Origin of the sequence: Serinibacter salmoneus, assembly GCF_002563925.1 — a bacterium.
In the GTDB taxonomy this organism is placed as follows: domain Bacteria; phylum Actinomycetota; class Actinomycetes; order Actinomycetales; family Beutenbergiaceae; genus Serinibacter; species Serinibacter salmoneus.
The window spans coordinates 2,240,051-2,260,329 of sequence record NZ_PDJD01000001.1 but is presented as its reverse complement, the minus strand read 5'-3'; the positions used below and the strand labels follow the sequence as shown (position 1 = coordinate 2,260,329).

General features: G+C 70.2%; 17 protein-coding genes, 1 tRNA gene and 1 pseudogene. 13 read left to right on the top strand and 6 right to left on the bottom strand.

Annotation, left to right across the window (positions count from 1 at the left end):
* Window positions 1-18: 18 nt before the first annotated feature.
* The 7 genes and pseudogenes from ATL40_RS10105 to ATL40_RS10065 all read left to right on the top strand — a co-directional run bounded on the left by ATL40_RS10105 (window position 19) and on the right by ATL40_RS10065 (window position 8,212).
* Complete coding sequence (locus tag ATL40_RS10105; protein ID WP_483880242.1) at window positions 19-969, top strand: Ppx/GppA phosphatase family protein; 951 nt, start codon at window positions 19-21, stop codon at window positions 967-969.
* A gap of 247 nt (window positions 970-1,216) precedes the next feature.
* Entirely contained in the window at window positions 1,217-2,614 is a 1,398-nt protein-coding gene (locus ATL40_RS10100; RefSeq protein ID WP_245866981.1) for an NAD(P)/FAD-dependent oxidoreductase, read from the top strand.
* A gap of 44 nt (window positions 2,615-2,658) precedes the next feature.
* A tRNA-Leu gene (locus ATL40_RS10095) sits at window positions 2,659-2,732 on the top strand.
* Window positions 2,733-2,917: 185 nt separating this feature from the next.
* Window positions 2,918-4,179 (top strand): IS3 family transposase gene (locus ATL40_RS10090; protein WP_245866977.1). Its coding sequence is split into 2 segments (ribosomal slippage): window positions 2,918-3,221 and window positions 3,221-4,179, totalling 1,263 coding nucleotides; the frame shifts between segments, so codons are not numbered across the junction.
* A 273-nt stretch (window positions 4,180-4,452) separates the two neighbouring features.
* The gene (locus tag ATL40_RS15210; protein ID WP_211283099.1) at window positions 4,453-5,262 is read left to right on the top strand and encodes an ArsR/SmtB family transcription factor; all 810 of its coding nucleotides are present in this window, start codon (window positions 4,453-4,455) and stop codon (window positions 5,260-5,262) included.
* A gap of 4 nt (window positions 5,263-5,266) precedes the next feature.
* Window positions 5,267-5,674 carry a VOC family protein gene (locus ATL40_RS10075; protein WP_098470421.1) on the top strand — a complete coding sequence of 136 codons (408 nt, stop codon included), beginning with the start codon at window positions 5,267-5,269 and terminating at the stop codon, window positions 5,672-5,674.
* Between the two features lie 702 nt (window positions 5,675-6,376).
* Window positions 6,377-8,212: pseudogene (locus ATL40_RS10065) on the top strand (bifunctional 3'-5' exonuclease/DNA polymerase).
* On the opposite strand, the gene ATL40_RS10060 reads toward ATL40_RS10065, so the two are convergent.
* The 3 genes from ATL40_RS10060 to ATL40_RS10050 all read right to left on the bottom strand — a co-directional run bounded on the left by ATL40_RS10060 (window position 8,110) and on the right by ATL40_RS10050 (window position 10,543).
* The gene (locus tag ATL40_RS10060) at window positions 8,110-8,655 is read right to left on the bottom strand and encodes a GNAT family N-acetyltransferase (RefSeq protein WP_098469424.1); all 546 of its coding nucleotides are present in this window, start codon (window positions 8,653-8,655) and stop codon (window positions 8,110-8,112) included. The pseudogene ATL40_RS10065 and the gene ATL40_RS10060 overlap by 103 nt on opposite strands.
* A 92-nt stretch (window positions 8,656-8,747) precedes the next feature.
* The gene (locus tag ATL40_RS10055; RefSeq protein WP_098469423.1) at window positions 8,748-9,620 is read right to left on the bottom strand and encodes an ABC-2 transporter permease; all 873 of its coding nucleotides are present in this window, start codon (window positions 9,618-9,620) and stop codon (window positions 8,748-8,750) included.
* On the bottom strand, window positions 9,617-10,543 hold the full coding sequence (locus ATL40_RS10050) for an ABC transporter ATP-binding protein (RefSeq protein ID WP_098469422.1): 927 nt from the start codon (window positions 10,541-10,543) through the stop codon (window positions 9,617-9,619). The genes ATL40_RS10055 and ATL40_RS10050 overlap by 4 nt, the downstream gene beginning before the upstream one ends.
* 251 nt (window positions 10,544-10,794) lie before the next feature.
* On the opposite strand from ATL40_RS10050, the gene ATL40_RS10045 reads away from it, so the two are divergent.
* The 5 genes from ATL40_RS10045 (at window position 10,795) to ATL40_RS10025 (ending at window position 16,852) form a co-directional block, all read left to right on the top strand.
* The gene (locus tag ATL40_RS10045; protein WP_245866974.1) at window positions 10,795-11,697 is read left to right on the top strand and encodes a Bax inhibitor-1/YccA family protein; all 903 of its coding nucleotides are present in this window, start codon (window positions 10,795-10,797) and stop codon (window positions 11,695-11,697) included.
* Window positions 11,698-11,938: 241 nt separating this feature from the next.
* Window positions 11,939-12,610, top strand: coding sequence for a YitT family protein (locus tag ATL40_RS10040; RefSeq protein WP_211283098.1), 672 nt, complete (start codon window positions 11,939-11,941; stop codon window positions 12,608-12,610).
* A gap of 56 nt (window positions 12,611-12,666) precedes the next feature.
* Window positions 12,667-13,068: an FKBP-type peptidyl-prolyl cis-trans isomerase gene (locus ATL40_RS10035; protein WP_098469420.1), complete on the top strand. Its 402-nt coding sequence runs from the start codon at window positions 12,667-12,669 to the stop codon at window positions 13,066-13,068.
* 7 nt (window positions 13,069-13,075) lie between these two features.
* A complete protein-coding gene (locus ATL40_RS10030) occupies window positions 13,076-14,191 on the top strand; it encodes a PHP domain-containing protein (protein WP_098469419.1) in 1,116 nt (371 codons plus the stop codon).
* Between the two features lie 99 nt (window positions 14,192-14,290).
* Window positions 14,291-16,852: a glycogen/starch/alpha-glucan phosphorylase gene (locus ATL40_RS10025; RefSeq protein ID WP_098469418.1), complete on the top strand. Its 2,562-nt coding sequence runs from the start codon at window positions 14,291-14,293 to the stop codon at window positions 16,850-16,852.
* Between the two features lie 250 nt (window positions 16,853-17,102).
* On the opposite strand, the gene msrA is transcribed toward ATL40_RS10025, so the two are convergent.
* Window positions 17,103-17,741 (bottom strand): peptide-methionine (S)-S-oxide reductase MsrA, encoded by a 639-nt coding sequence (msrA, locus tag ATL40_RS10020; RefSeq protein WP_098469417.1) that lies wholly within the window; start codon window positions 17,739-17,741, stop codon window positions 17,103-17,105.
* 123 nt (window positions 17,742-17,864) lie between these two features.
* On the opposite strand from msrA, the gene ilvA reads away from it, so the two are divergent.
* Window positions 17,865-19,109: a threonine ammonia-lyase gene (gene ilvA / locus ATL40_RS10015; RefSeq protein ID WP_245866972.1), complete on the top strand. Its 1,245-nt coding sequence runs from the start codon at window positions 17,865-17,867 to the stop codon at window positions 19,107-19,109.
* A 54-nt stretch (window positions 19,110-19,163) separates the two neighbouring features.
* Here the strand turns inward: ilvA and greA are convergent, their stop codons facing one another.
* Together greA and ATL40_RS15020 are read right to left on the bottom strand one after the other, a co-directional pair.
* Window positions 19,164-19,643 carry a transcription elongation factor GreA gene (greA, locus tag ATL40_RS10010; RefSeq protein ID WP_098469416.1) on the bottom strand — a complete coding sequence of 160 codons (480 nt, stop codon included), beginning with the start codon at window positions 19,641-19,643 and terminating at the stop codon, window positions 19,164-19,166.
* A gap of 123 nt (window positions 19,644-19,766) precedes the next feature.
* Window positions 19,767-20,225, bottom strand: coding sequence for a DUF4307 domain-containing protein (locus ATL40_RS15020; protein ID WP_169925937.1), 459 nt, complete (start codon window positions 20,223-20,225; stop codon window positions 19,767-19,769).
* Window positions 20,226-20,279: the final 54 nt, after the last annotated feature.

Genomic DNA, 20,279 nt, shown 5'->3' with positions numbered 1-20,279 from the left:
CGCAGTAGGGTCGCAGGTGTGACGCGGGTAGCTGCCATTGACTGTGGAACCAACACGATCCGTCTCCTCGTGGCCGACCTCGAGGGTGGCCAGGCCCGGGAGGTCGTGCGCACCGGCCTCATCACACGGCTGGGTCAGGGCGTGGACCGCACCGGCGAGCTGGATGCGGACGCGCTCACCCGCACGCTCTCGGCCACCCGGGAGTTCGCGGGGATCATCGAGTCCGAGGGTGCACAGCAGGTGCGGTTCGTGGCCACCTCAGCCACCCGCGATGCGCGCAATCGCGACGAGTTCGTCCTCGGCGTGCGTGAGGCGCTGGGCGTGGAACCCGAGGTCGTCAGCGGTGTCGTCGAGGCAGGGCTCTCCTTCACCGGTGCCGTCAGCGCCGTCTCTCGCGCGCACCCCGGCCCCTACCTCGTGGTCGACCTCGGCGGTGGATCGACCGAAGTGGTCCTGGGAACCGATGCGCCCGAGTACGCCGTGTCCCTCGACATCGGGTCCGTGCGACTGCACGAGCGGCATCTGGTGAGTGATCCACCGACCCAGGCGGAGATCGATGCGGCCACGGTGGACGTGCGTGAGGCGCTGCGGCGGGCCGAGGCCGAGGTGCCGTTGCACGAGACAGCCACCCTGGTCGGTGTGGCGGGCACCATCACCACAACCACCGCGCACGCGCTGCGTCTGCCCGGCTACCAGCGTGAGCGCATCGACGGCGCCGAGCTCCCCGTGGGGATCGCGATGGCGGCAGCACAGGATCTGCTGGCGGCGACCCGGAGGGAGCGGGCGGCGCTGCCCTACCTGCATCCGGGCCGCGTCGACGTGATCGGGGCAGGCGCCCTGATCTGGTTCGAGGTGATCGCGCGCGTCCTGGCCGAGACGACGGCCGCCGGGAGCGGGATCCGGCACGTGGTCACGAGCGAGCACGACATCCTGGACGGCATAGCGCTGAGTCTCGGCGCATCCGCGTGAGCCAGGGCGCCGGGCGACTGCGTGATCTCCTGGCCCTGACTCGCGAGGTCCTCGGGGTGACCCTGGGCACCTTGGTACTGCCGGCCGCGCTCCACGCTCGGCGCGGCGATCCAGCCCTCCCGCACGAGCCGGCGTCGCGGGAGCGCGGTCGTTGCCCGCGGCACGGCCTCGACGGTCTGGACCTTTGTGTCAAGGGACACAGGTCCCCCCCTGTATGGCGTGGACGTGCGCTACTACGATGGGCCGCGTGACTTCCACGACAGCTCCCACCGCCCGCGCCGCGGCCCGCAAGGTGCCCCGCATCCTCATCCTGGGTGGGGGGTACGTCGGCCTGTTCACCGCAATCCGCCTGCGCAAACAGTTGGGTCGTCGTGAGGTGGCGATCGTGCTGGTGGATCCCCGCTCCTACATGACCTACCAGCCCTTCCTGCCCGAGGCGGCGGCCGGCTCCATCGAGCCGCGCCACGTGGTGGCCTCCCATCGCCGCGAGTTGCGCAACGCCACCGTGATCAACGGTCGGGTCTCCGCGATCCGTCACGCCGAGCGCGCCGTGCGGGTGACCCCGGCCGAGGGCGAGGACTACTGGGTGCGCTACGACCACCTCGTGGTCTCGCTGGGCGCGGTCGCGCGCACGCTCCCGATTCCGGGCCTGGCGGAGGTCGGCCTCGGCTTCAAGCAGGTCGAGGAGGCGTTCGCGCTGCGCAACCAGGTCCTCGGCCTGATGGACGAGGCGGCCTCCACCTGGGATCCCGAGCGTCGCAAGAAGATGCTCACCTTCACCTTCGTCGGTGGTGGGTTCGCGGGCATCGAGGCGCTCGGTGAGATCGAGGACATGGCTCGTTCCGCATGCCGGGACTTCGACTCCATCGAGCGTTCCGACCTGCGCTTCGTGCTGGTGGAGGCGACCCACCGCATCCTGCCGGAACTCGGCGAGGAACTCGGTGGTTACGCGCTGGAGCAGTTGCGCGCCCGTGGCATCGAGATGCACCTGTCCACGTTCCTGAACTCCTGCGAGGACGGACACGTGGTGCTCTCCGACGGCACCGAGTTCGACTCCGAGACCATCGTGTGGACCGCCGGTGTGAAGCCGAGCCCGGCGGTGCAGCGCTCCGATCTTCCGCTGACCGAGACCGGCCGAGTGCGGGCCGATGCCTCGCTGCGGATCGTGGAGGAGGACGGGACGGTCGTGGAGAACGCCTGGACGGCCGGCGACTGTGCCTCGGTGCCCGATCTCGCCGTGGGGGAGGGAGCCTTCTGTGCCCCCACCGCGCAGCACGCCGTGCGCCAGGCCAAGCACCTCGGCGACAACATCGCCCGCGTGCTGGCCGGTGAGGAGCCCGTGGACTACGTCCACGCGAACGTCGGTACGGTCGCCTCGCTCGGCCTCTTCAAGGGCGTCGCGCAGATCTTCGGGATCAAGTTGCGTGGCCCGCTGGCATGGTTCATGCACCGCTCCTACCACCTCTTCGCGATGCCGACCTGGAACCGCAAGGTGCGCATCATGCTGGACTGGACCACCTCGCTGCTCTTCCGCCGCGAACCGGTCGCACTGGGTGGCGTGAGCACCCCGCGGGCCGAGTTCATCGCGGCCTCGGCCCCGGCGCCCAGCCGCGAGAACCTCCCGGAGCCGCCGACGGTCGTCTGATCGCCGTACGCTGTGCGCACGCGGCACCACCGGTGCCGCGTGCGGCCCCCGTAGCCCAATCGGCAGAGGCAGCCGGCTTAAACCCGGCACAGTATGGGTTCGAGTCCCATCGGGGGCACCCAGAGCGTCGTTGTTCAAACTAGCGACGTTCCCGGTTTGATCCGTCCCGTTTCCGCTTGCTGTCTGGCGAGCAAGGGCGGTGGCCTGGACTTCGGGGTTTGTCGGCCGGCGCAGATGAAGTACGGGTAGTGAATCGCCCTGGGTTTGGTGGAGTCGCCTGAGCTTGGAAACGAGGATGGTCACATGCCGATGGAGCAGAGTGCGGGGAAGCCGACCACGAGGCGGTACTGCGATCAGGAGAAGGCGGTCGCGGTCGGGATGGTGCGGTCGCTGCGGGCGGAGCTTGGGACTGAGCAGGGCACGGTCCAGCGGGTCGCTACGCAGTTGGGCTACGGGGTCGAGTCGGTCCGAGTGTGGGTCAAGCAGGCCGACATCGACGAGGGTGTCACTGCGGGCGTGAGCACCGATGAGGCGGCCCGGGTGAAGGCCCTGGAGCAGGAGGTCCGTGAGCTGCGGCGGGCGAATGAGATCCTGCGGCGGGCAGCGCATTTCTTCGGGGCGGAGCTGGACCGCCAGACCAAGTAGCCGCATTCATCGACGCCAACCGCGAGGTCGTCGTTGAGGGCCGTCGGCTGGGGGTCGAGCGCATCTGCCGCGTGCTGCAGGTGGCCCCCAGCACCTACTACGCCCGCCGGAGCCGGCCACCGTCGGCCCGCCAGATCCGCGACGCGGTCCTCGGGCCGCAGCTGGTGGCGTTGTGGGAGGCGAACTACCGCGTCTACGGAGCCCGCAAGCTCTGGAAGGCAGCCGGACGGGCAGGGCTGGAGGTGGGACGCGACCAGGTCGCTCGCCTCATGCGCAGCGCGGGGATCAAAGGCGTGAGCCGGACCAAACGGGTGCGCACGACTCGGCCTGATCCGCTCGCTGCCCGCCACCCGGACCTGGTCGGCCGGGACTTCACCGCGACGGCCCCGAACCAGCTGTGGGTGACCGACCTGACCTACGTCCCGACGTGGGCGGGGGTGACCTACGTGTGCTTCATCATCGACGCCTACTCGCGGATGATCGTGGGCTGGCGCGCAGCGGCCACGATGAGGACCGAGACCGTGCTGGACGCAATCGAGATGGCTCGTTGGTCCCGGGGCGCGGACCTGGCGGGGCTGAGATGTCACAGCGACGCCGGTAGTCAATTCACGAGTCTGCGCTACGGCGAACGGCTCGCGGAGATCGGGGCAGCCCCCTCGATCGGGACCGTGGGCGATTCCTACGACAACGCGCTGGCTGAGACCGTGAACGGGTACTACAAGGCCGAGCTCATCCGCGGACCCGCCAGGCAGCGGCCCTGGAAGACGATCGAAGACGTCGAGCTCGCCACCCTGGGGTGGGTCCACTGGCACAACCACCAGCGCCTGCACGGCTACCTCGACGATGTCCCACCAGCGGAGTTCGAGCAGGCCTTCTATGCTGACCAGACCGAGGGCCACCAGGTCGCCGGAATCCAATAGCGCGACCCTCCACCAGACCCAGGGCGATTCAGTTGCAGTAGTCGGCGATGCACATGGTGAAGGGGGCCGTGGAGGTCTCTCGGCACCGGGTGAGCGGGCCGTCGTAGGGGTGCCTCGAACTGCATGCTGGTCTTGGAGTGCGGGGCGGCCTGCATTCTTCGTGCATCCGCGCGGACTCTCGCCATCCGAGCCCGTCCACGCCGCGGCGCCTGGCCCTTGTGCCCGCCTACGCGGCGATTGACAGGCAAGTGTTCGCTTGCCTAATGTCGAGGTGTGAGCGACGTGTACAAAGCGCTGGCCGATGGGACTCGGCGGACCATCCTCGACGAACTCCTTGAGCGGGATCGGCAGACCCTGTTCGAACTGTGCGGCCGATTGGCTACGAGGCACGGACTCACCTCCTCCCGCCAGGCCGTATCGCAGCACCTTGAGGTGTTGCAGGCGGCCGGACTGGTGATCGCGGTCAAGGACGGACGGTACAAGTTCCACTCCATCGACACTGCCCCGCTGCGCGCGATCATCGACCGTTGGCCGTATCCAGAGAAAGCAGGAACAACCATGAATGAACCCAAGGCGTATGGAACTTTGGAGACCATCGACGGTCGGTGGGCGCTGCGTTTCGAGCGCTCGCTCGGCTATCCGATTGAGCGCGTGTGGCAGGCGGTGAGCACGCCGTCCGAGTTGGAACGCTTCTTTCCGGGTGCCGCAGACTGGACACCCGTCGCAGGCGAGATCATCGACGCTGGCGGCATGTCCGTGGAGGTGACGCAGGTCGAGGCACCGACTCTGTTGACCTGGATCTTTGCCGGTCAGCCGCAGGGCTTCGAGCTGACGCAGGAGGGGGATGAGTGCCGATTGGTCTTCACGACCACCATCGACGACCTCCCCGCCGCCCAGACCGCGACCGGATGGGAAATCTACCTTTCCCGGCTCGGACCCCATCTCGCAGGCGGACACCTCTCTGAGGAGGAGGCGCACGGGCCCTGGGCGGAGATCCACGAACTCTACGCCGAGCGCCTTGGCGTCGACCCGGAGCCGGGGCGCCGGTGGGCGGCACGGAACCTTCCTGTCAGTGGAGCCTGACGAAATGAGGATCGCGATCACCAGCGTCTTCGTCGACGACCAGGCCGCCGCGCTGGCCTTCTACACCGAAACACTCGGCTTCGTGACCAAGGTCGACGAGCCTGTCGGTGAGCATCGATGGCTCACCGTCGTCGCGCCCGACGACCCAGATGGTGTCGAGCTTCTACTTGAGCCCGCAGCTCATCCTGCAGTACTGCCCTACCGGGCGGCGCTGATGGCCGACGGGATACCGGCGGCCCAGTTTCTCGTCGATGACGTGCAGGCCGAGTACGACCGGCTGCGTGACCTCGACGTGACGTTCACCCAGGGGCCGACCGAGATGGGCCCCGCGATGACTGCGGTGTTCGATGACACCTGCGGAAATCTCATCCAGATTGCCGCCGTCCAAGGTGACGCCTGCTGGGGCCAGTGATCTACAGGTCTCCTTCGACTGCGACCGCTTCCGCCGAGATCACTACCCGGATGTCCGCCGCCGCTGATCTCAATGACCTCTCCATCGACGAGAGTGTGTGCTCCGAGTGACTAGACATCTGACCGTCGACCGCTTCGGCGGATCGTTCCGCCACAGGCCACCCCCGCAGAACGCACCACCTCCTTTCCGCCCCCCCCAGTTCGGCCGCTATCTCTACGAGCGTCATGCCCTGCTCGTACAGCCGCACGGCCTCCCGGCGTCCGGGCTCATCCGGCCCACGGCGACGCACCGCGACACCTGCCTGTGCGGCGAGCCGATGCACAGTCGTGCGATGTATTCCGAACCGCCGCACTAGCTCACCGACCGGCACACCGTTGGCTTACTCCTCAGCCAGCGCAGCCCGATTCGGGACCCTCAATCGGGTTTGAGAACGGAGCGAACTCTCCGCGACCGGGCCGCGCACCTCCTCAATAGGGTGACATTCAGGACGCGACACAGGACGCCGCGATCCCGCAGAACCCGGCGAATCAGCGTCATGAGGGGCTTGCGCGGGTTTGAGAACCACCCAGCGAAGTGCACCGCCGCAATAGCGGCGTGGTGTGCGTGCTCGGTGACCGCCACGGACGGCACCGTCGTCACTGACGCCACCGTCATCGCTTGCCACCGACGCCGCCCGCCGGTGTCGTACCCCTGTGCCAGAGTGTGCGGGTGGAGACGCCCGTGACCCCGAGCGTCCTGGTGCGCCGCTCGCGCTCGGACGCGTCCCTGGTCGAACTGATGGGCGACGGCGAGACCCACACTCTCACTCGTGAGGACCTCCCCGAGGCGGTGCGCGAACGCGAGCGGGTGCACCCACGCTGGGTCTGGGACTCCACCGCGCACTGGTACCCGGAACTCGTTGAGGTGGGCGTGCGGGTCTCCCGCTGCCTGGACCTGCGGTTGTCCCGAGCGATCCTGCGCCTCTCGGCGCCACGGATCGCGGCCGAGTCGGTCGCGCCGCCCGACGTCGCCGGCGCGTCCCTGGGCGGCGAGGAGGTCGCTGCCGCCCCGCGCCGGCACGATGCCGCGTGGGAGGGCTGGGACGGCGGCTGGGGCGCCCGAGGGCACGACTCGGCCGAACCCGGCCTGTTCGAGATGGACCGGCCCGAGCACTCGGCGCCCGAGGCCGGTCGCGACGCCCAGGCGCAGTGGCTCGCGCAGGAGCAGGCGCTCAGGGAGATCGCCGCATACAGTCCGGACCGCGCCCGGGCGCTGCAGCTGCTCATCGCGGCGGAGTCCGCCGGGGCGCTCGCCGCAGTCGAGTTGCACCACGACGGGCTGCCCCTGCGTGAGGACCTGCATCGCGCGCGGCTGCAGGAGCTGCTCGGGGAGCGTGGCCGGTTCGGGGCCCGCCCGGCGCGGCTGGAGGAGCTGGCTGCCCGCATCCGCCTCGCATTGAACGACCCCCACCTCAACCCCGACTCCCAGCCGCACCTGCTGCGGGCGCTGCGTCGGATGGGGCTGGATGTCAACTCCACCGCGCGGTGGGAACTGCGGGGACTGGACCACCCCGTGCTGGAGGACCTGCTGGAGTACAAGAAGCTCGCGCGTCTGGCCTCGGCCAATGGGTGGGCGTGGCTCGACTCCTGGGTCAGTGGCGGCCGGTTCCGCGCGGACTACGTGCCGGCCGGCGTGGTGACGGGGCGGTGGTCCTCCCGGGGCGGTGGGGCGCTGAGCCTGCCCAAGGTGATCCGGTCGGCCGTGGTGGCCGATCCAGGCTGGACCTTCGTCGTCGCCGACGCCGCCCAGCTGGAACCGCGGGTGCTGGCCGCGATCTCCGGGGACGAGGCGATGCTTGCCGCCGGGGCTCGTGGCGACCTCTACCAGGCGCTGGTGGCGGACGGCGTGGTCGAGGACCGCGAGCACGCCAAGGTGGCGATGCTCGGGGCGCTGTACGGGTAGAGCTCCGGGATGGCCGGTGCGCTCGTCCCGCGCCTGGCCCGTGCCTACCCGCGTGCGCTCGCCCTCGTCGACGACGCGGCCGCCACCGGTGAGGCAGGCGGCGTGGTCACCACGTGGCTGGGGCGCTCCAGTCCGCCGCCCTCGGCGGAGTGGACCAGGGTCCAGCACACGGCGTGGGGAGCGGAGGGGACGACTGCGCAGCAGGCCGAGGCGCGCCGCCTGGCCCGGGACTGGGGCCGGTTCACGCGCAACTTCGTGGTGCAGGGCAGCGCAGCCGAGTGGGCGCTGTCCTGGATGGCCTACACGCGCTCCGCCCTGGCGAACTCGCGTGCCCACCTGGCCTTCTTCATGCACGACGAACTCGTGGTGCACGCCCCGCAGGAGGAGGCCGACCTGGTGCGGGCAGTGCTCGCGGAGGCGGCGGTGTCCGCCAGTCGGCTGCTGTTCCCGGGGCACGGGGACCTGGTCCCGCTGGACCTTGTGGTGACGGAGAGTTACGCCGACCTGGAGGAGGAGAGCAGTTCCAGCACGAGCGTGATCGAGTCCTCACTCGCGGAGGGGGCGTCCGGGTCCTCGGTGAATCCGGCCTCCTCGTAGAGCGGACGTGCCGGATTGTCCGGGGCCAGGGCCATGCTGATCGCGCGGACCCCGCTCTCCCGGGCCTTCGCGATCAGCGCCGCGAGCAATGCGCGGCCGATGCCCATGCGTCGGCGGCCGGGGACGATCGAGATGCTGAGTTCCGGCACCCGGGAATCCACGAAGCCCTTCCCGGGTTCGGTGCTGGCGTAGTGCCGGATCCACGCGGCACCCACGGGGATCTGCAGTCCGCGGGGGCCGTCGAGGTCCACGGCGACGAGACCGAGGTCCCCAGGTCGGCCCCATCCAGTGGCGTAGCGTGCGAGACGAGGCGCGGTCAGGACGCCCCGGCGCGTGACGTTCTCACCATTCGCGGTGGCGATCTCCAGCACCATGTCCACGAGGAAGTCCCCGTCCTGCGCCGTGATCTCGCGCACGGCAATGTGCGGCTCACGTCCCGTCATTCCCGGCACGTTACCGAAGATCGGCGCTCGAACACAGTCGACGCCCGGGAGAGCGTACTCTCCCGGGCGTCGAGTGTCGGTGACGGGCGTGCTCACACGTCGCGGCGCCTGACCAGGACCGCGCCGATCAGTCCGATGACCGCGACGTATCCCAGCATCACCAATCCGCCGACCCACGGGTCGAGCTGGGTCATCCCCGCGAAGCCGCCGGCGGCGGGGTCGGTGGCCATGGCGTCGCCGCCGCTGGTGGCCATGAGTCGCTCACCCGCGGCCGAGGGCAGGTAGGGGTAGAGGTCAATGGCCCAGTCCTGCCCCGTGCCCAGGAGCACCGTGAAGATGATCGGCAGGATGAGGACGATGCCGAGCACCGCGGCGATCGCGCCGGCACTGGAGCGCACGATGGTCCCGAGCCCGAATGCCATCAGGGCCACGAGCGTGAGGTACACCCCGGCCCCGAGGATGACCTCCCAGGTCTCACCGGCCGCGATGTCCACGCTCATGCCGTCGGGCAGCAGCGGCATGGTGATCACCCAGGACAGCAGCGTGGCCAGGATGCCGATCACGAAGACCACGATCGCGAGGACGAGCGCCTTGGCGGCCAGGACGGTGATGCGGTGCGGGGCCGCCGTCATCGTGGAGCGGATCATCCCCGTGGAGTACTCCCCGGTGATCACCAGGGCGCCGAGCACGGCCACGGTGACCTGGGCGAAGTAGTACCCGAAGGTGATGACCTGGGCACCGAGTTCGCTGATTCCCGTGGCCTCGTCCTCGGGGATGAAGCTGATCGAGGCGGCGAAGATCGCCGCGAGTCCCATCATCGCCAGCACCGTGATGCCGAGGGACCACCAGGTGGAGCGCAGGGTGATGAGCTTGAGCCACTCCGAGCGCAGCAGCCGCGGGAAGGTCACACCCCCTGTCCCGGCGCTCGAGGGTGCGGGGGATCGGTCGGAGACGGTCGTGGTCATGCGGAGACTCCGCTCTGGCTGGTGGTGGTCTGGAACTCCACGTCCCCTGCGGTCAGGGTCATGAAGGTGTCCTCGAGGGAGGCCTGGGTCGGGGTGAGCTCGTGCAGTACCACGCCGTTCGCGGCGGCGGTCTCACCGACGGCCGCGGCCTCCAGGCCGCGCACGGACAACAGGTCGCCGTCGGAGGAGACGATCTCGCCGCCCTTGGCCACCAGTGCCTGGGCGAGCGCCCCGGACTGCGGGCTGCGCACGGACACCGTGGTCCCGGACGTGCGGTCGATCACCTCGCGCACCGAGCCCGTGGTGATGATGCGGCCGCGGCCGATCACGATGAGGTGGTCGGCGGTGATGGCCATCTCGCTCATCAGATGGGAGGAGAGGAAGACGGTGCGGCCCTGGTCGGCGAGGTGGCGTACGAGGCCGCGCACCCACCGCACGCCCTCGGGATCGAGACCGTTCACGGGCTCGTCGAGGATCAGCGTGCGCGGGTCGCCGAGCATGGCAGCGGCGATACCCAGGCGCTGGCCCATGCCGAGGGAGAACCCGCCGACGCGCTTACCGGCCACGCTGCCCAGGCCGGTCATCTCGATCACCTCGGCCACCCGCTTGGCGGGGATCCCGTGGGTCGCGGCGAGCGCCCGCAGGTGATTGCGAGCCGAACGGCCGGTGTGCACGGCCTTTGCCTCCAGCAGCGCCCCGACCTCGTGCAGGGGTGCGCGGTGCTGGGCGTACGGCTTGCCGTTCACGGTGACCGAACCACCGGAGGGGCGGTCCAGGCCCATGATCATCCGCATCGTCGTGGACTTCCCGGCCCCGTTCGGGCCGAGGAACCCGGTCACGGTGCCGGGTTCCACCCGGAAACTGACGCCCGCGACGGCGGTCTTGCTCCCGTACCGCTTGGTGAGGTCGTGTGCCTCGATCATCGTGTGCCCTTCGTGACGGCGGAGTTCTCCATGTCCACGAGGCTAGGGGTCGGCCGCTCCGCCGGACATCATGCTTGCGGCGGATTCTGCCCTGAGACGACCCCGACCTACGGGGGAGGGAACGTCCAGGGAGAGCCCTGAGGTGCGCCGGGGCGTTTCCTGAGAGGATGGGGACACCGGGCGCACCCGACGCGTTGAACCGGACAGCACCACGACCGCAGCCCGCGCCAGATGCCTCAAGGAGAGAACGCGTGAGCAACCCGTACTTCAACAACGATCCCTACTTCGGGGACAGCCAGAAGGCGCAGCAGGAACGCCGAGCCATGGCCGGCTCGCCCTCCGCGCCGGGCACTTCGACACCCTCGCCCTGGGGGACCCCGGGCGCCACCCAGACCTACCAGCCACCCGCCGCGGTCCCCGCGGCGCAGGACTCGCTCGAAGCGAGTTATCGGATGCCGTCGGCGGCCCCCGCCGACACCGGGCGGATGACCTATGACGACGTCATCGTCAAGACCTCGCTCGTTCTCGGCACGATCGTGCTGTTCGGCGCGGCGTCCTGGCTGCTTCCGAGCGCGCTGGGGATGCCGGGCCTGACCTTCCCGTTGATGATCATCGGTGCGATCGGCGGATTCGTGCTGGGCCTGGTGAACGCCTTCAAGCGCGAACCCAAGCCGGGTCTGATCCTTGCCTACGCGGCACTCGAGGGACTCTTCCTCGGAGCCATCAGCATGGTGTTCGAGGCGCAGTACTCCGGCATCGTGATGCAGGCGGTGCTGGCCACGGTCTCCACGTTCGCCGCCGTGCTCCTGCTCTTCCGTAGCGGCAAGGTGCGCAACACCCCGAAGTTCCAGCGCATCGTCATGGTCGCCCTCGTCGGCTACATGGTGTTCTCCCTGGTCAACCTGCTCCTCATGGTGACGGGTGTGCTGGACGGCTGGGGTCTGCGCGAGGGGCCGTGGGGCATCCTCATCGGCGTCGCTGCGGTGATCCTGGCGGCCGCCACCTTGGTCATCGACTTCGACACCATCCAGAAGGGCGTGCAGCGGGGCGCTCCCGCGCGCTACGCCTGGGGCGCGGCCTTCGGCCTCGCCGTCACCCTGGTGTGGATGTACCTGGAGTTCCTGCGTCTGCTTGCGATCCTGCGCGGCGACTGACAACGAGCGTTCCGCGCCGTCTGCACGAGGGCCGGCCACCGCACCCGCGGTGGCCGGCCCTCGCCGTCTCGGCGAGGCGGTTGTGCAGGCACGGCGAGGCGGTTGTGCAGGCACGGCGAGGCGGTTGTGCAGGCACGGCGAGGCGGTTGTGCAGGCACGGCGAGGCGGTTGTGCAGACCTATGGTGTGGCTGAGGCACCCGCCGTCACCTGTCCGTCATCTGAGACCTGGACAATGGACCCGTGACCACACCCCCCGATGTCGAACCCGATCCCGAGCGCGTCGAGACGGCGCCCTACGGCCCCGGCACCCCGCCTGGGGGAACGCCCGTGCCGCACTCGTGGTTCGAGGACACCTTCGGGCTGGTGGTGGGCGCCGTCGTCGCCTCCCTCGGCCTGGCGATGCTCCGCTCGGTCGACGCCGTGACCGGCGGGACAGCCGGGCTGGGTCTGCTGATCTCCTACGCCACGCCGATCCCGTTCGGGGTGATCTTCTTCGGCGTCAACGTCCCCTTCTTCGTGCTCGCGCTGCGCGCCAAGGGGTGGCGGTTCACGCTGCGTTCCGCGATCGCCGTCGCCCTGGCCTCCGTGGCCGCCGATCTCCACCCGATCGCCCCCGGGGCGCTCCCGGAGGTCTATGCGATCGCGATGGGGAACCTCCTGGCCGGCATCGGCCTGCTGATCCTGTTCCGGCACCGCGCGAGCCTGGGCGGGTTCAACGTGCTCGCCCTGACCCTGCAGGAGCGATTCGGGTGGAGCGCCGGTTACGTGCAGATGGGGCTCGACGTCGCCGTGATCCTGCTGGCCCTCACGGTGGTCCCCCCGATGACCGTGCTCCTGTCGGCCCTGGGCGCTGTGCTGCTGTCCACCGTGCTGGTGCTGAACCATCGGCCGGGCCGTTACCTCGGGACCTAGTGCCCGCCGCTAGGGTGGCGGGGACATCCCAGCACCGCGTGATCGAGAGGAACCCCATGTCCACGCTCCCCACCGCATCCGGCACCTTCGGCGAGAAGCCGGAACTCACCTTCCCCGAGACCGCCGCTCCCGAGGAGCTGCAGGTGCTCATCCTCGAGCAGGGTGACGGCGAGGTGGTCGAGGCCGGCCAGACCATCGACGTGCACTACTACGGCCAGGTCTGGGACGGTGCGATGTTCGACAACTCCTACGACCGCGGCTCCTCCATCCAGTTCCCGATCGGCGTGGGCGCCGTGATCGCCGGCTGGGACGACGCGTTCGTGGGCCAGCAGCTCGGCTCCCGCGTGCTGGTCTCGATCCCCCCACACCTGGGCTACGGCGAGCGCGGCGTGCCGCAGGCCGGTATCCGCGGCGGCGACACCCTCGTCTTCGTCGTCGACCTCATCGGCGCTGGCTGAGTTCCTCATGCTGATCGACGGGGGCCCCTGGGGCTCGTCGGTGCTGCCCGAGGCGGCGCGCACCGGCGCCGATCCCGCCCCGGGGAACCCCGTCGCCGCCCTGCGCGAGATCGCGTTCTGGCGTGAACGCGCGGGCGCCGATACGCACCGCGTGAAGGCGTACCGCCGGGCCGCGGACACCGTGGCCGGGATGACCGAGGAGCACATCGCCGGCCTCGGGGTCACCAAGACTGCGTGGCAGCGGGTGCAGGGCATCGGGGCCTCGACAGCCGCGGCCATCTGTGAATCGCTCGCCGGCGGCGTCCCCCGGGGCCTCGCAGAGGCGAGGGCGGGGGCGGCGCCGACGCTCGCGGCCGAGGACGCCGCCGGGCGGGCGCTCTTCGCCCGGGCCCGGGGTGACCTGCACATGCACACCGAGGCCTCCGACGGCGGAGCGCCCCTGACCGAGATGGCGGCGGTGGCCGCCCGGCTGGGGCGGGAGTACATCGCGATCTCGGACCACTCGCCCCGGCTGCGGGTGGCGAACGGACTGAGCCCGCAACGGCTGCGGGAACAGATCGCGAGCATCGCGACACTCAACGCCGCGCTGCAGCGCGACGGCGTGGAGCTGCGCGTACTGACGGCCATCGAGGTCGACATCCTCGAGGACGGGTCGCTGGATCAGGAGGAGGACCTCCTCGCTGAGCTGGACATCGTGGTCGGCTCGGTGCACTCCGAGCTGCGGATGCCCTCGGCGGCCATGACGCGGCGGATGGTGACGGCGATCGCGAACCCCCACCTGGACGTGCTCGGGCACTGCACGGGTCGTCTGGTCACCGGATCGCGTGGCACGCGGCCGCCCTCGCAGTTCGAGGCCGAGATCGTCTTCGCCGCGGCGGAGTCGTTCGGGACGGCGATCGAGATCAATGCGCGCCCGGAGCGCTGTGACCCACCGGACGCCCTGATCGACCTGGCGCTGGAGAGCGGCTGCCTGTTCGCCGTCGACTCCGACTCCCACGCCCCCGGGCAGCAGGACTGGTTGGCGCTGGGGTACTCCCGGGCGGCGGCGCGGGAGGTCCCGGCCGGGCGCATCGTGACCACGTGGGACGTGGAGGAGTTGCTCGCGTGGACACGCGCGGTGTGATCTCCGTCACGCCAGCCTCGCAAGACTTGCTGAAACTTGCAGGTGGGCGGACTGCGGCGGGTGGGTGGCGCCGTCGCGTCACATGCTTGGCCTGGCGAAATGGGCCGGGACCGCTACCGTGGTCCCGTGGCTAACAGCGTCGAGACGACCGAGACACCCGCCCCCGAACCCGCCGACGGCGGCCCGAACCGGAGCCATCCGTTGGCGCTCGCCCCGGTGAGCAGCCCGCCGGTCAGCGTCGACGGCTTCGTCCGTGAGTTCCTGCGCGAGCTCAACTTCGGTCAGGGCGTCGCGCTCTCGGCCTCCACCGTCAACGACCAGTACCTGGCGCTGGCCCGCACCGTGCGGCACTACCTCATGGCGCGCTGGCTCGAGACCATGCGTCGCCAGAAGGAGACCCAGGCCAAGGGTGTGGCCTACCTGTCGGCGGAGTACCTCCTCGGACGCCAGCTGGGCAACGCCCTGCTGGCCACCGACCTCACGGACATCGTGGCGGACGGGCTCGCGCAGTGTGGCATCGACATCGCCGATCTGCGCGCCCAGGAGGTGGAGCCTGGCCTGGGCAACGGCGGCCTCGGGCGCCTCGCCGCCTGCTTCGTCGATTCCCTCGCGACCATGAGTGTGCCGTGCATCGGGTACGGCATCCGGTACGAGTTCGGGATCTTCCGCCAGACCTTCGTAGACGGGCGCCAGGTGGAGCAGCCCGACTCCTGGCTCGCGCTCGGCGCGCCGTGGGAGTTCCCGCACCCCGACTCCGCACAGGAGGTCTCCTTCGGGGGACACACCGAGACCTACACCGACTCCGACGGCGCCGAGCGCACCCGCTGGGTGCCCGCCTGGACCGTGCAGGCAGTCCCGTACAACTACATGGTGCCGGGCTACCAGAACGGCCGCGTGAACACCCTGCGGCTGTGGCGCTCGGTGGCCACCGAGCGGTTCGACCTACGCATCTTCAACTCCGGTGACTACGAGGAGGCCGTGCGCTCGCAGACCTTCGCGGAGAACATCTCCAAGGTGCTCTACCCGGAGGACTCCACCCCGCAGGGCAAGGAACTGCGCCTGCAGCAGCAGTACTTCTTCGTGGCGGCCTCGATCGCGGACTTCCTCGAGGACGTGCTGCCCGAGGACTTCGACCTCACGAAGCTCCCCGAGCGCATCATCTTCCAGCTCAACGACACCCACCCCGTGATCGCGGTGCCCGAGCTCATGCGCGTGCTCGTGGACGAGAAGGGGCTGGCGTGGGACACCGCGTGGGAGATCACCAAGGGCTGCTTCGCCTACACGTGTCACACCCTGCTGCCGGAGGCGCTGGAGGTGTGGTCGGTGGAGCTGCTCGGCCGCCTGCTGCCGCGCCACCTGGAGATCATCTACCGGATCAACGAGGAGTTCCTCGAGGAGGTCCGCGAGCGCTTCGGCGACGACGAGCTGCGCATCCGGCGGATGTCGATCATCGCCGAGCACCCCGAGCGCTCCGTGCGGATGGCCTACCTCGCCACCGTGGCCGGCTCGAAGGTCAACGGCGTGGCCGAACTGCACTCCCAGTTGCTGCGCGACAAGGTGCTGCCCGACTTCAACGAGTTCTACCCGGGCAAGTTCACCAACGTCACCAACGGCATCACGCCGCGCCGGTTCGTGCGCCTGGCCAACCCCGGCCTGTCCGAACTCATCACCGAGTCCATCGGGGTGGGCTGGTTGACCGACCTGGAGCGGCTGCGCGAGCTGGAGCCGTTCGCGGCGGACGAGGAGTTCCGCGCCCGCTTCCGGGAGGTGAAGGCCGCGAACAAGCGCCGCCTGCACGCGGTGCTCACCGAGCGCGACGGCGTGTCGGTCAGCGACGGCCACATGCTCGACGTCATGGTCAAGCGCCTGCACGAGTACAAGCGCCAGACGCTGAAGGTGCTGCACATCATCACCCAGTACAACCGGGTGGTCTCCGGTGAGGTGGCCGCGGCCGACCTCACCCCGCGCACCTTCATCTTCGGCGCCAAGGCCGCGCCGGGTTACAAGATGGCGAAGGACATCATCCACCTCATCAATGCGGTGGGGTCCACGGTGAACAATGACGAGCGGCTCGAGGGCCGGCTGAAGGTCATCTTCCCGCCGAACTACAACGTGACGCTCGCGGAGAAGGTCATCCCCGCCGCCGACCTGTCCGAGCAGATCTCGCTCGCCGGGAAGGAGGCCTCCGGCACCGGGAACATGAAGTTCGCGCTCAACGGGGCCCTGACAATCGGCACCGACGACGGCGCGAACGTCGAGATCCGCCAACTCGTGGGCGATGAGAACTTCTTCCTCTTCGGCATGCTGGAGCCCGAGGTGGAGGCCCTGCAGGCCGCGGGCTACGTGCCGAGTTCCTACTACGAGAGCAACCCGGAACTGCGCCGCGCCATCGACGCGATCGCCTCGGGCGTCTTCTCCGGCGGGGACCGCCACATGTTCGACTCCGTGGTGGGCAACCTGCTGCAGGAGGACCGCTTCCTCGCGTTGGCCGACTACGCCGCCTACATCGAGGCGCAGGACAAGGTGGACGCCGCCTACGCGGACCAGGAGGAGTGGACCCGCGCGGCCATCCTCAACGTGGCGCGCAGCGGCTTCTTCTCCTCCGACCGCTCGATGCGCGACTACATCGACCGGATCTGGCACACGCCGCCGGCCTTCTGAGCCGACGCTCCTGAGCCGACAACGACGGCGCGCAACCCCCTCGGGTGGCGCGCCGTCGTCGTCCCGCCCGCCCGCCCGGACCCTCGCCGAGCACGCGGTTGCGCCGTCCACGGGTCGCCGAGCGTGTGGTTGCGCAGGGTTTGCCTGCGCTGGGCGTGCGCAACTCATCGCTCGGCGCTGCAGGGAAGCGCAGGGGTGCGCTCCGCCGGTGCGCGGGGCGCGCGGGGTCGGGCCGGAACCGACCGGCGCGCTAGAACGTGACGCCGGTGGCGTGCACCGGGCAGTACCCGTTCGGGTTCGCCACCAGGTACTGCTGGTGGTAACCCTCGGCGTACCAGAAGGGTCCGGCCTCGCGCGCGTCGCGGATCTCCGTGGCGATCTCGCCGTATCCGGCGGCCGTCAGTCGCGGCTGGTACGCGGCGGCCGAGGCCTCGATGGCCTTCGCCTGCTCGGGCGTGGTCCAGTAGATCGCCGAGCGGTATTGGGTGCCGCGGTCGTTGCCCTGGCGGAAGACCTGCGTGGGGTCGTGCTGCGTCCAGAACACCTCGAGCAGCTGCTCGATGCTGATCGCGGCCGGGTCGTAGGCGATCATCACGGTCTCGGTGTGCCCGGTGCGCCCGGTGCAGGTCTCCTCGTAGGTCGGGTTCGGCGTGAAGCCGCCCATGTAGCCGACGGCGGTGGTCACCACCCCGGGCAGCTGCCAGAAGTGCTTCTCCTCACCCCAGAAACACCCCATGGCCACGTAGAGCTGCTCGGTGCCCTCGGGCCACGGGCCACGCAGCGGCGTGCCGAGCACGCGGTGCACGCCCGGGACGGTGAAGGCGGGCTCCTCGCGGCCGGGCAGGGCCTCGTCGGCGGTGACCATGGTGGGGGCCTGGCGGAAGAACATGGTGTCCTCTCGGTTCTGCGCTGGATCGGGCGGGCGGTCTCACGCCGCGAGCGGCATCGCCTCATGGAGTGGAACGCGCCGACGCTCATGGCTGTTCCCCGGGCGCGGTGGCACGCTGGGGGAGTGGCACACCTCGACCCCGACCACCCCGCTCGCCCCGTGCTGGAAGCGGACGTCCGCGCCGCCCGCGAGATCGTCGATCCGGTGGTGCACCGCACCCCGATGCAGTCCAGCGAGGCGTTCTCCGACCTCGCCGGCGCCCGCGTGATGCTCAAGTGCGAGCACCTGCAGCGCACCGGCTCCTTCAAGGTGCGGGGGGCGCTGGTGCGTCTCGCGCGGCTTGCGCCCGAGCAGCGCGAGCGGGGCGTGGTCGCGGCCTCCGCGGGCAATCACGCCCAGGGCGTGGCCTACGCCGCCCGCCGGCTGGGGATCGACGCCGTGGTCCACATGCCCGCGGATGCCGCCCTGCCGAAGGTGGAGGCCACCGAGTCCTACGGCGCCCGCGTGGTGCTGGGAGGCGACCGGGTGGAGGACGCCATGGCACGCGCCCGGGCGCAGGCCGAGGCGGAGGGTCGCACCTACATCCACCCGTTCGACCACCCGGACGTGGTGGCAGGCCAGGGAACGGTGGGGCTGGAGATCCTCGAGCAGGTGCCCGACGTGGGAACCGTGCTGGTACCCGCCGGCGGCGGCGGGTTGGTCGCGGGGATCCGCGCCGCGCTCCCTGACTCGGTGCGGGTGGTGGCGGTGCAGGCCGAGCGGGCCTCGGCGTGGGCGCCGAGCCTCGCCGCCGGGCATCCCGTGCGGGTGCACACCGGCCGCACCATGGCGGACGGTATCGCGGTGGCCGAGCCAGGTGCGGTGCCGCTGGCGGTGATGGCGGGGCGGGACGTGCGCGTGGTGACGGTCTCGGAGGAGGACATCTCCCGCACCGTGCTCGCCCTGGCCGAACGTGCCAAGCAGGTGGTGGAGCCCGCCGGAGCGGCGGGCCTGGCGGCGCTCGTGACCCGGCGTGGCGAACTCGCGGACGTGATCGACCACGGCCGCCCGGTGGTCGCGGTGCTCTCGGGCGGCAACGTCGACCCGATCGTGCTGCGCAAGGTCTTCCGATACGGCATGGCCGCCGCCGGGCGCTACCTGCACCTGCGCTGCACCCTGACCGACCGGCCAGGTCTTCTGGCCGGGCTGCTGGCGGTGGTCGCCGAGGCCGGCGCCGATGTGGTGACGGTCTCCCACGTGCGCACCGGACCGGGGCTGGGGGTCGATGAGACCGCCGTGGACCTCGAGGTGGTCACCAAGGGACGCAGCCACGCCCAGGAGACCCTGGAGCGGGTGCGGGATGCGGGGTACGGCGCCGTCGAGCGATGAGGCCCGACGGCGCCGCCCACCTCGCGTGCGTCCCTCACCGGTGAGGGTGGGCGCTCAGGCGCTGAACGGCTTCGCGGCCTTGATCTCGACCGGGATCTCCGCGCCACGCGGCGTGGTGTAGGCGGTGCTGTCGCCGGCCTTCTTGCCGTTGATCGCGGCACCGAGCGCCGAGGAGGGGGAGAACACGTCGATGTCCACACCCTGGGCGGACTCGCGGGAACCGAAGAGGAACTCCATCTCCTCCCCGCCCACCACGGCGGTGACGACCATGCCCGGCTCCACCACGCCGTCGTCCGGCGGGGCGTCGCCGACCTCGGCGTTGCGCAGGATCTCCTGGAGTTGGCGGATGCGGGCCTCGGCCTTGCCCTGCTCCTCGCGAGCGGCGTGGTAGCCGCCGTTCTCCTTCAGGTCGCCCTCGGAGCGGGCCTGCTCGATGCGGGCCGTGATCTCGCTGCGTCCGGGGCCGGACAGGTAGTCCAGCTCGTTCTTCAGACGGTCGTAGGCATCCTTGGTGAGCCAGGTTGTCTCAGGCACGTGCCCTCCTCATGACGTCGTGCGGGTGCGACGGCGCTGTCCTTCGGCGCGCTCACGTCGCTCCGGTATACGGAACGCCGCCCGCAGATGCGAGCGGCGAAACGGCCATGATACCCGGCATCCTCAGGCGGGGTAGCACCCGTTGTCCACGGCGCGCCCGATCTCGCCGCGTGCCAGGGTGGGGACCTCCACCGTGAGGACCTCGCTGGCCTGCTCGCTCGGGGGGATGTCCACCAGGACCACCCCGACCTGCGCGCGGGAGGCGTCCAGCGCCTCGAATGCGCACGTCCAGGCCTGGGAGGGGTCCTCCCGGTAGGCGGTCACGGTGATCTCCATGAGGGAGTCCGACGGCGTGGAGTAGGAGGCCTGGGAGAGCGTGATGCCGGGCTCGGAGGACCCGAGCGCGAGATACACCGCCACCGCGCCGACCACCACGGCCACCACGCTGCTGAGCGCCCATGCGGTGCGGGACCGGCCATCGGTGGTGTCCCGGGCGTTGTTCGCGCGCCCGTAGCGCCGCTCGAGGTAGCGCTCGCGGGCTGCGGCGGCGTCGTCGGGCTGGTCCGGGCGGGGTCGGCTCACCTCACCAGTCTGCCTCAGGTGGCACGATGGGAGTCGTGCGCCCGGTGTTCGCGG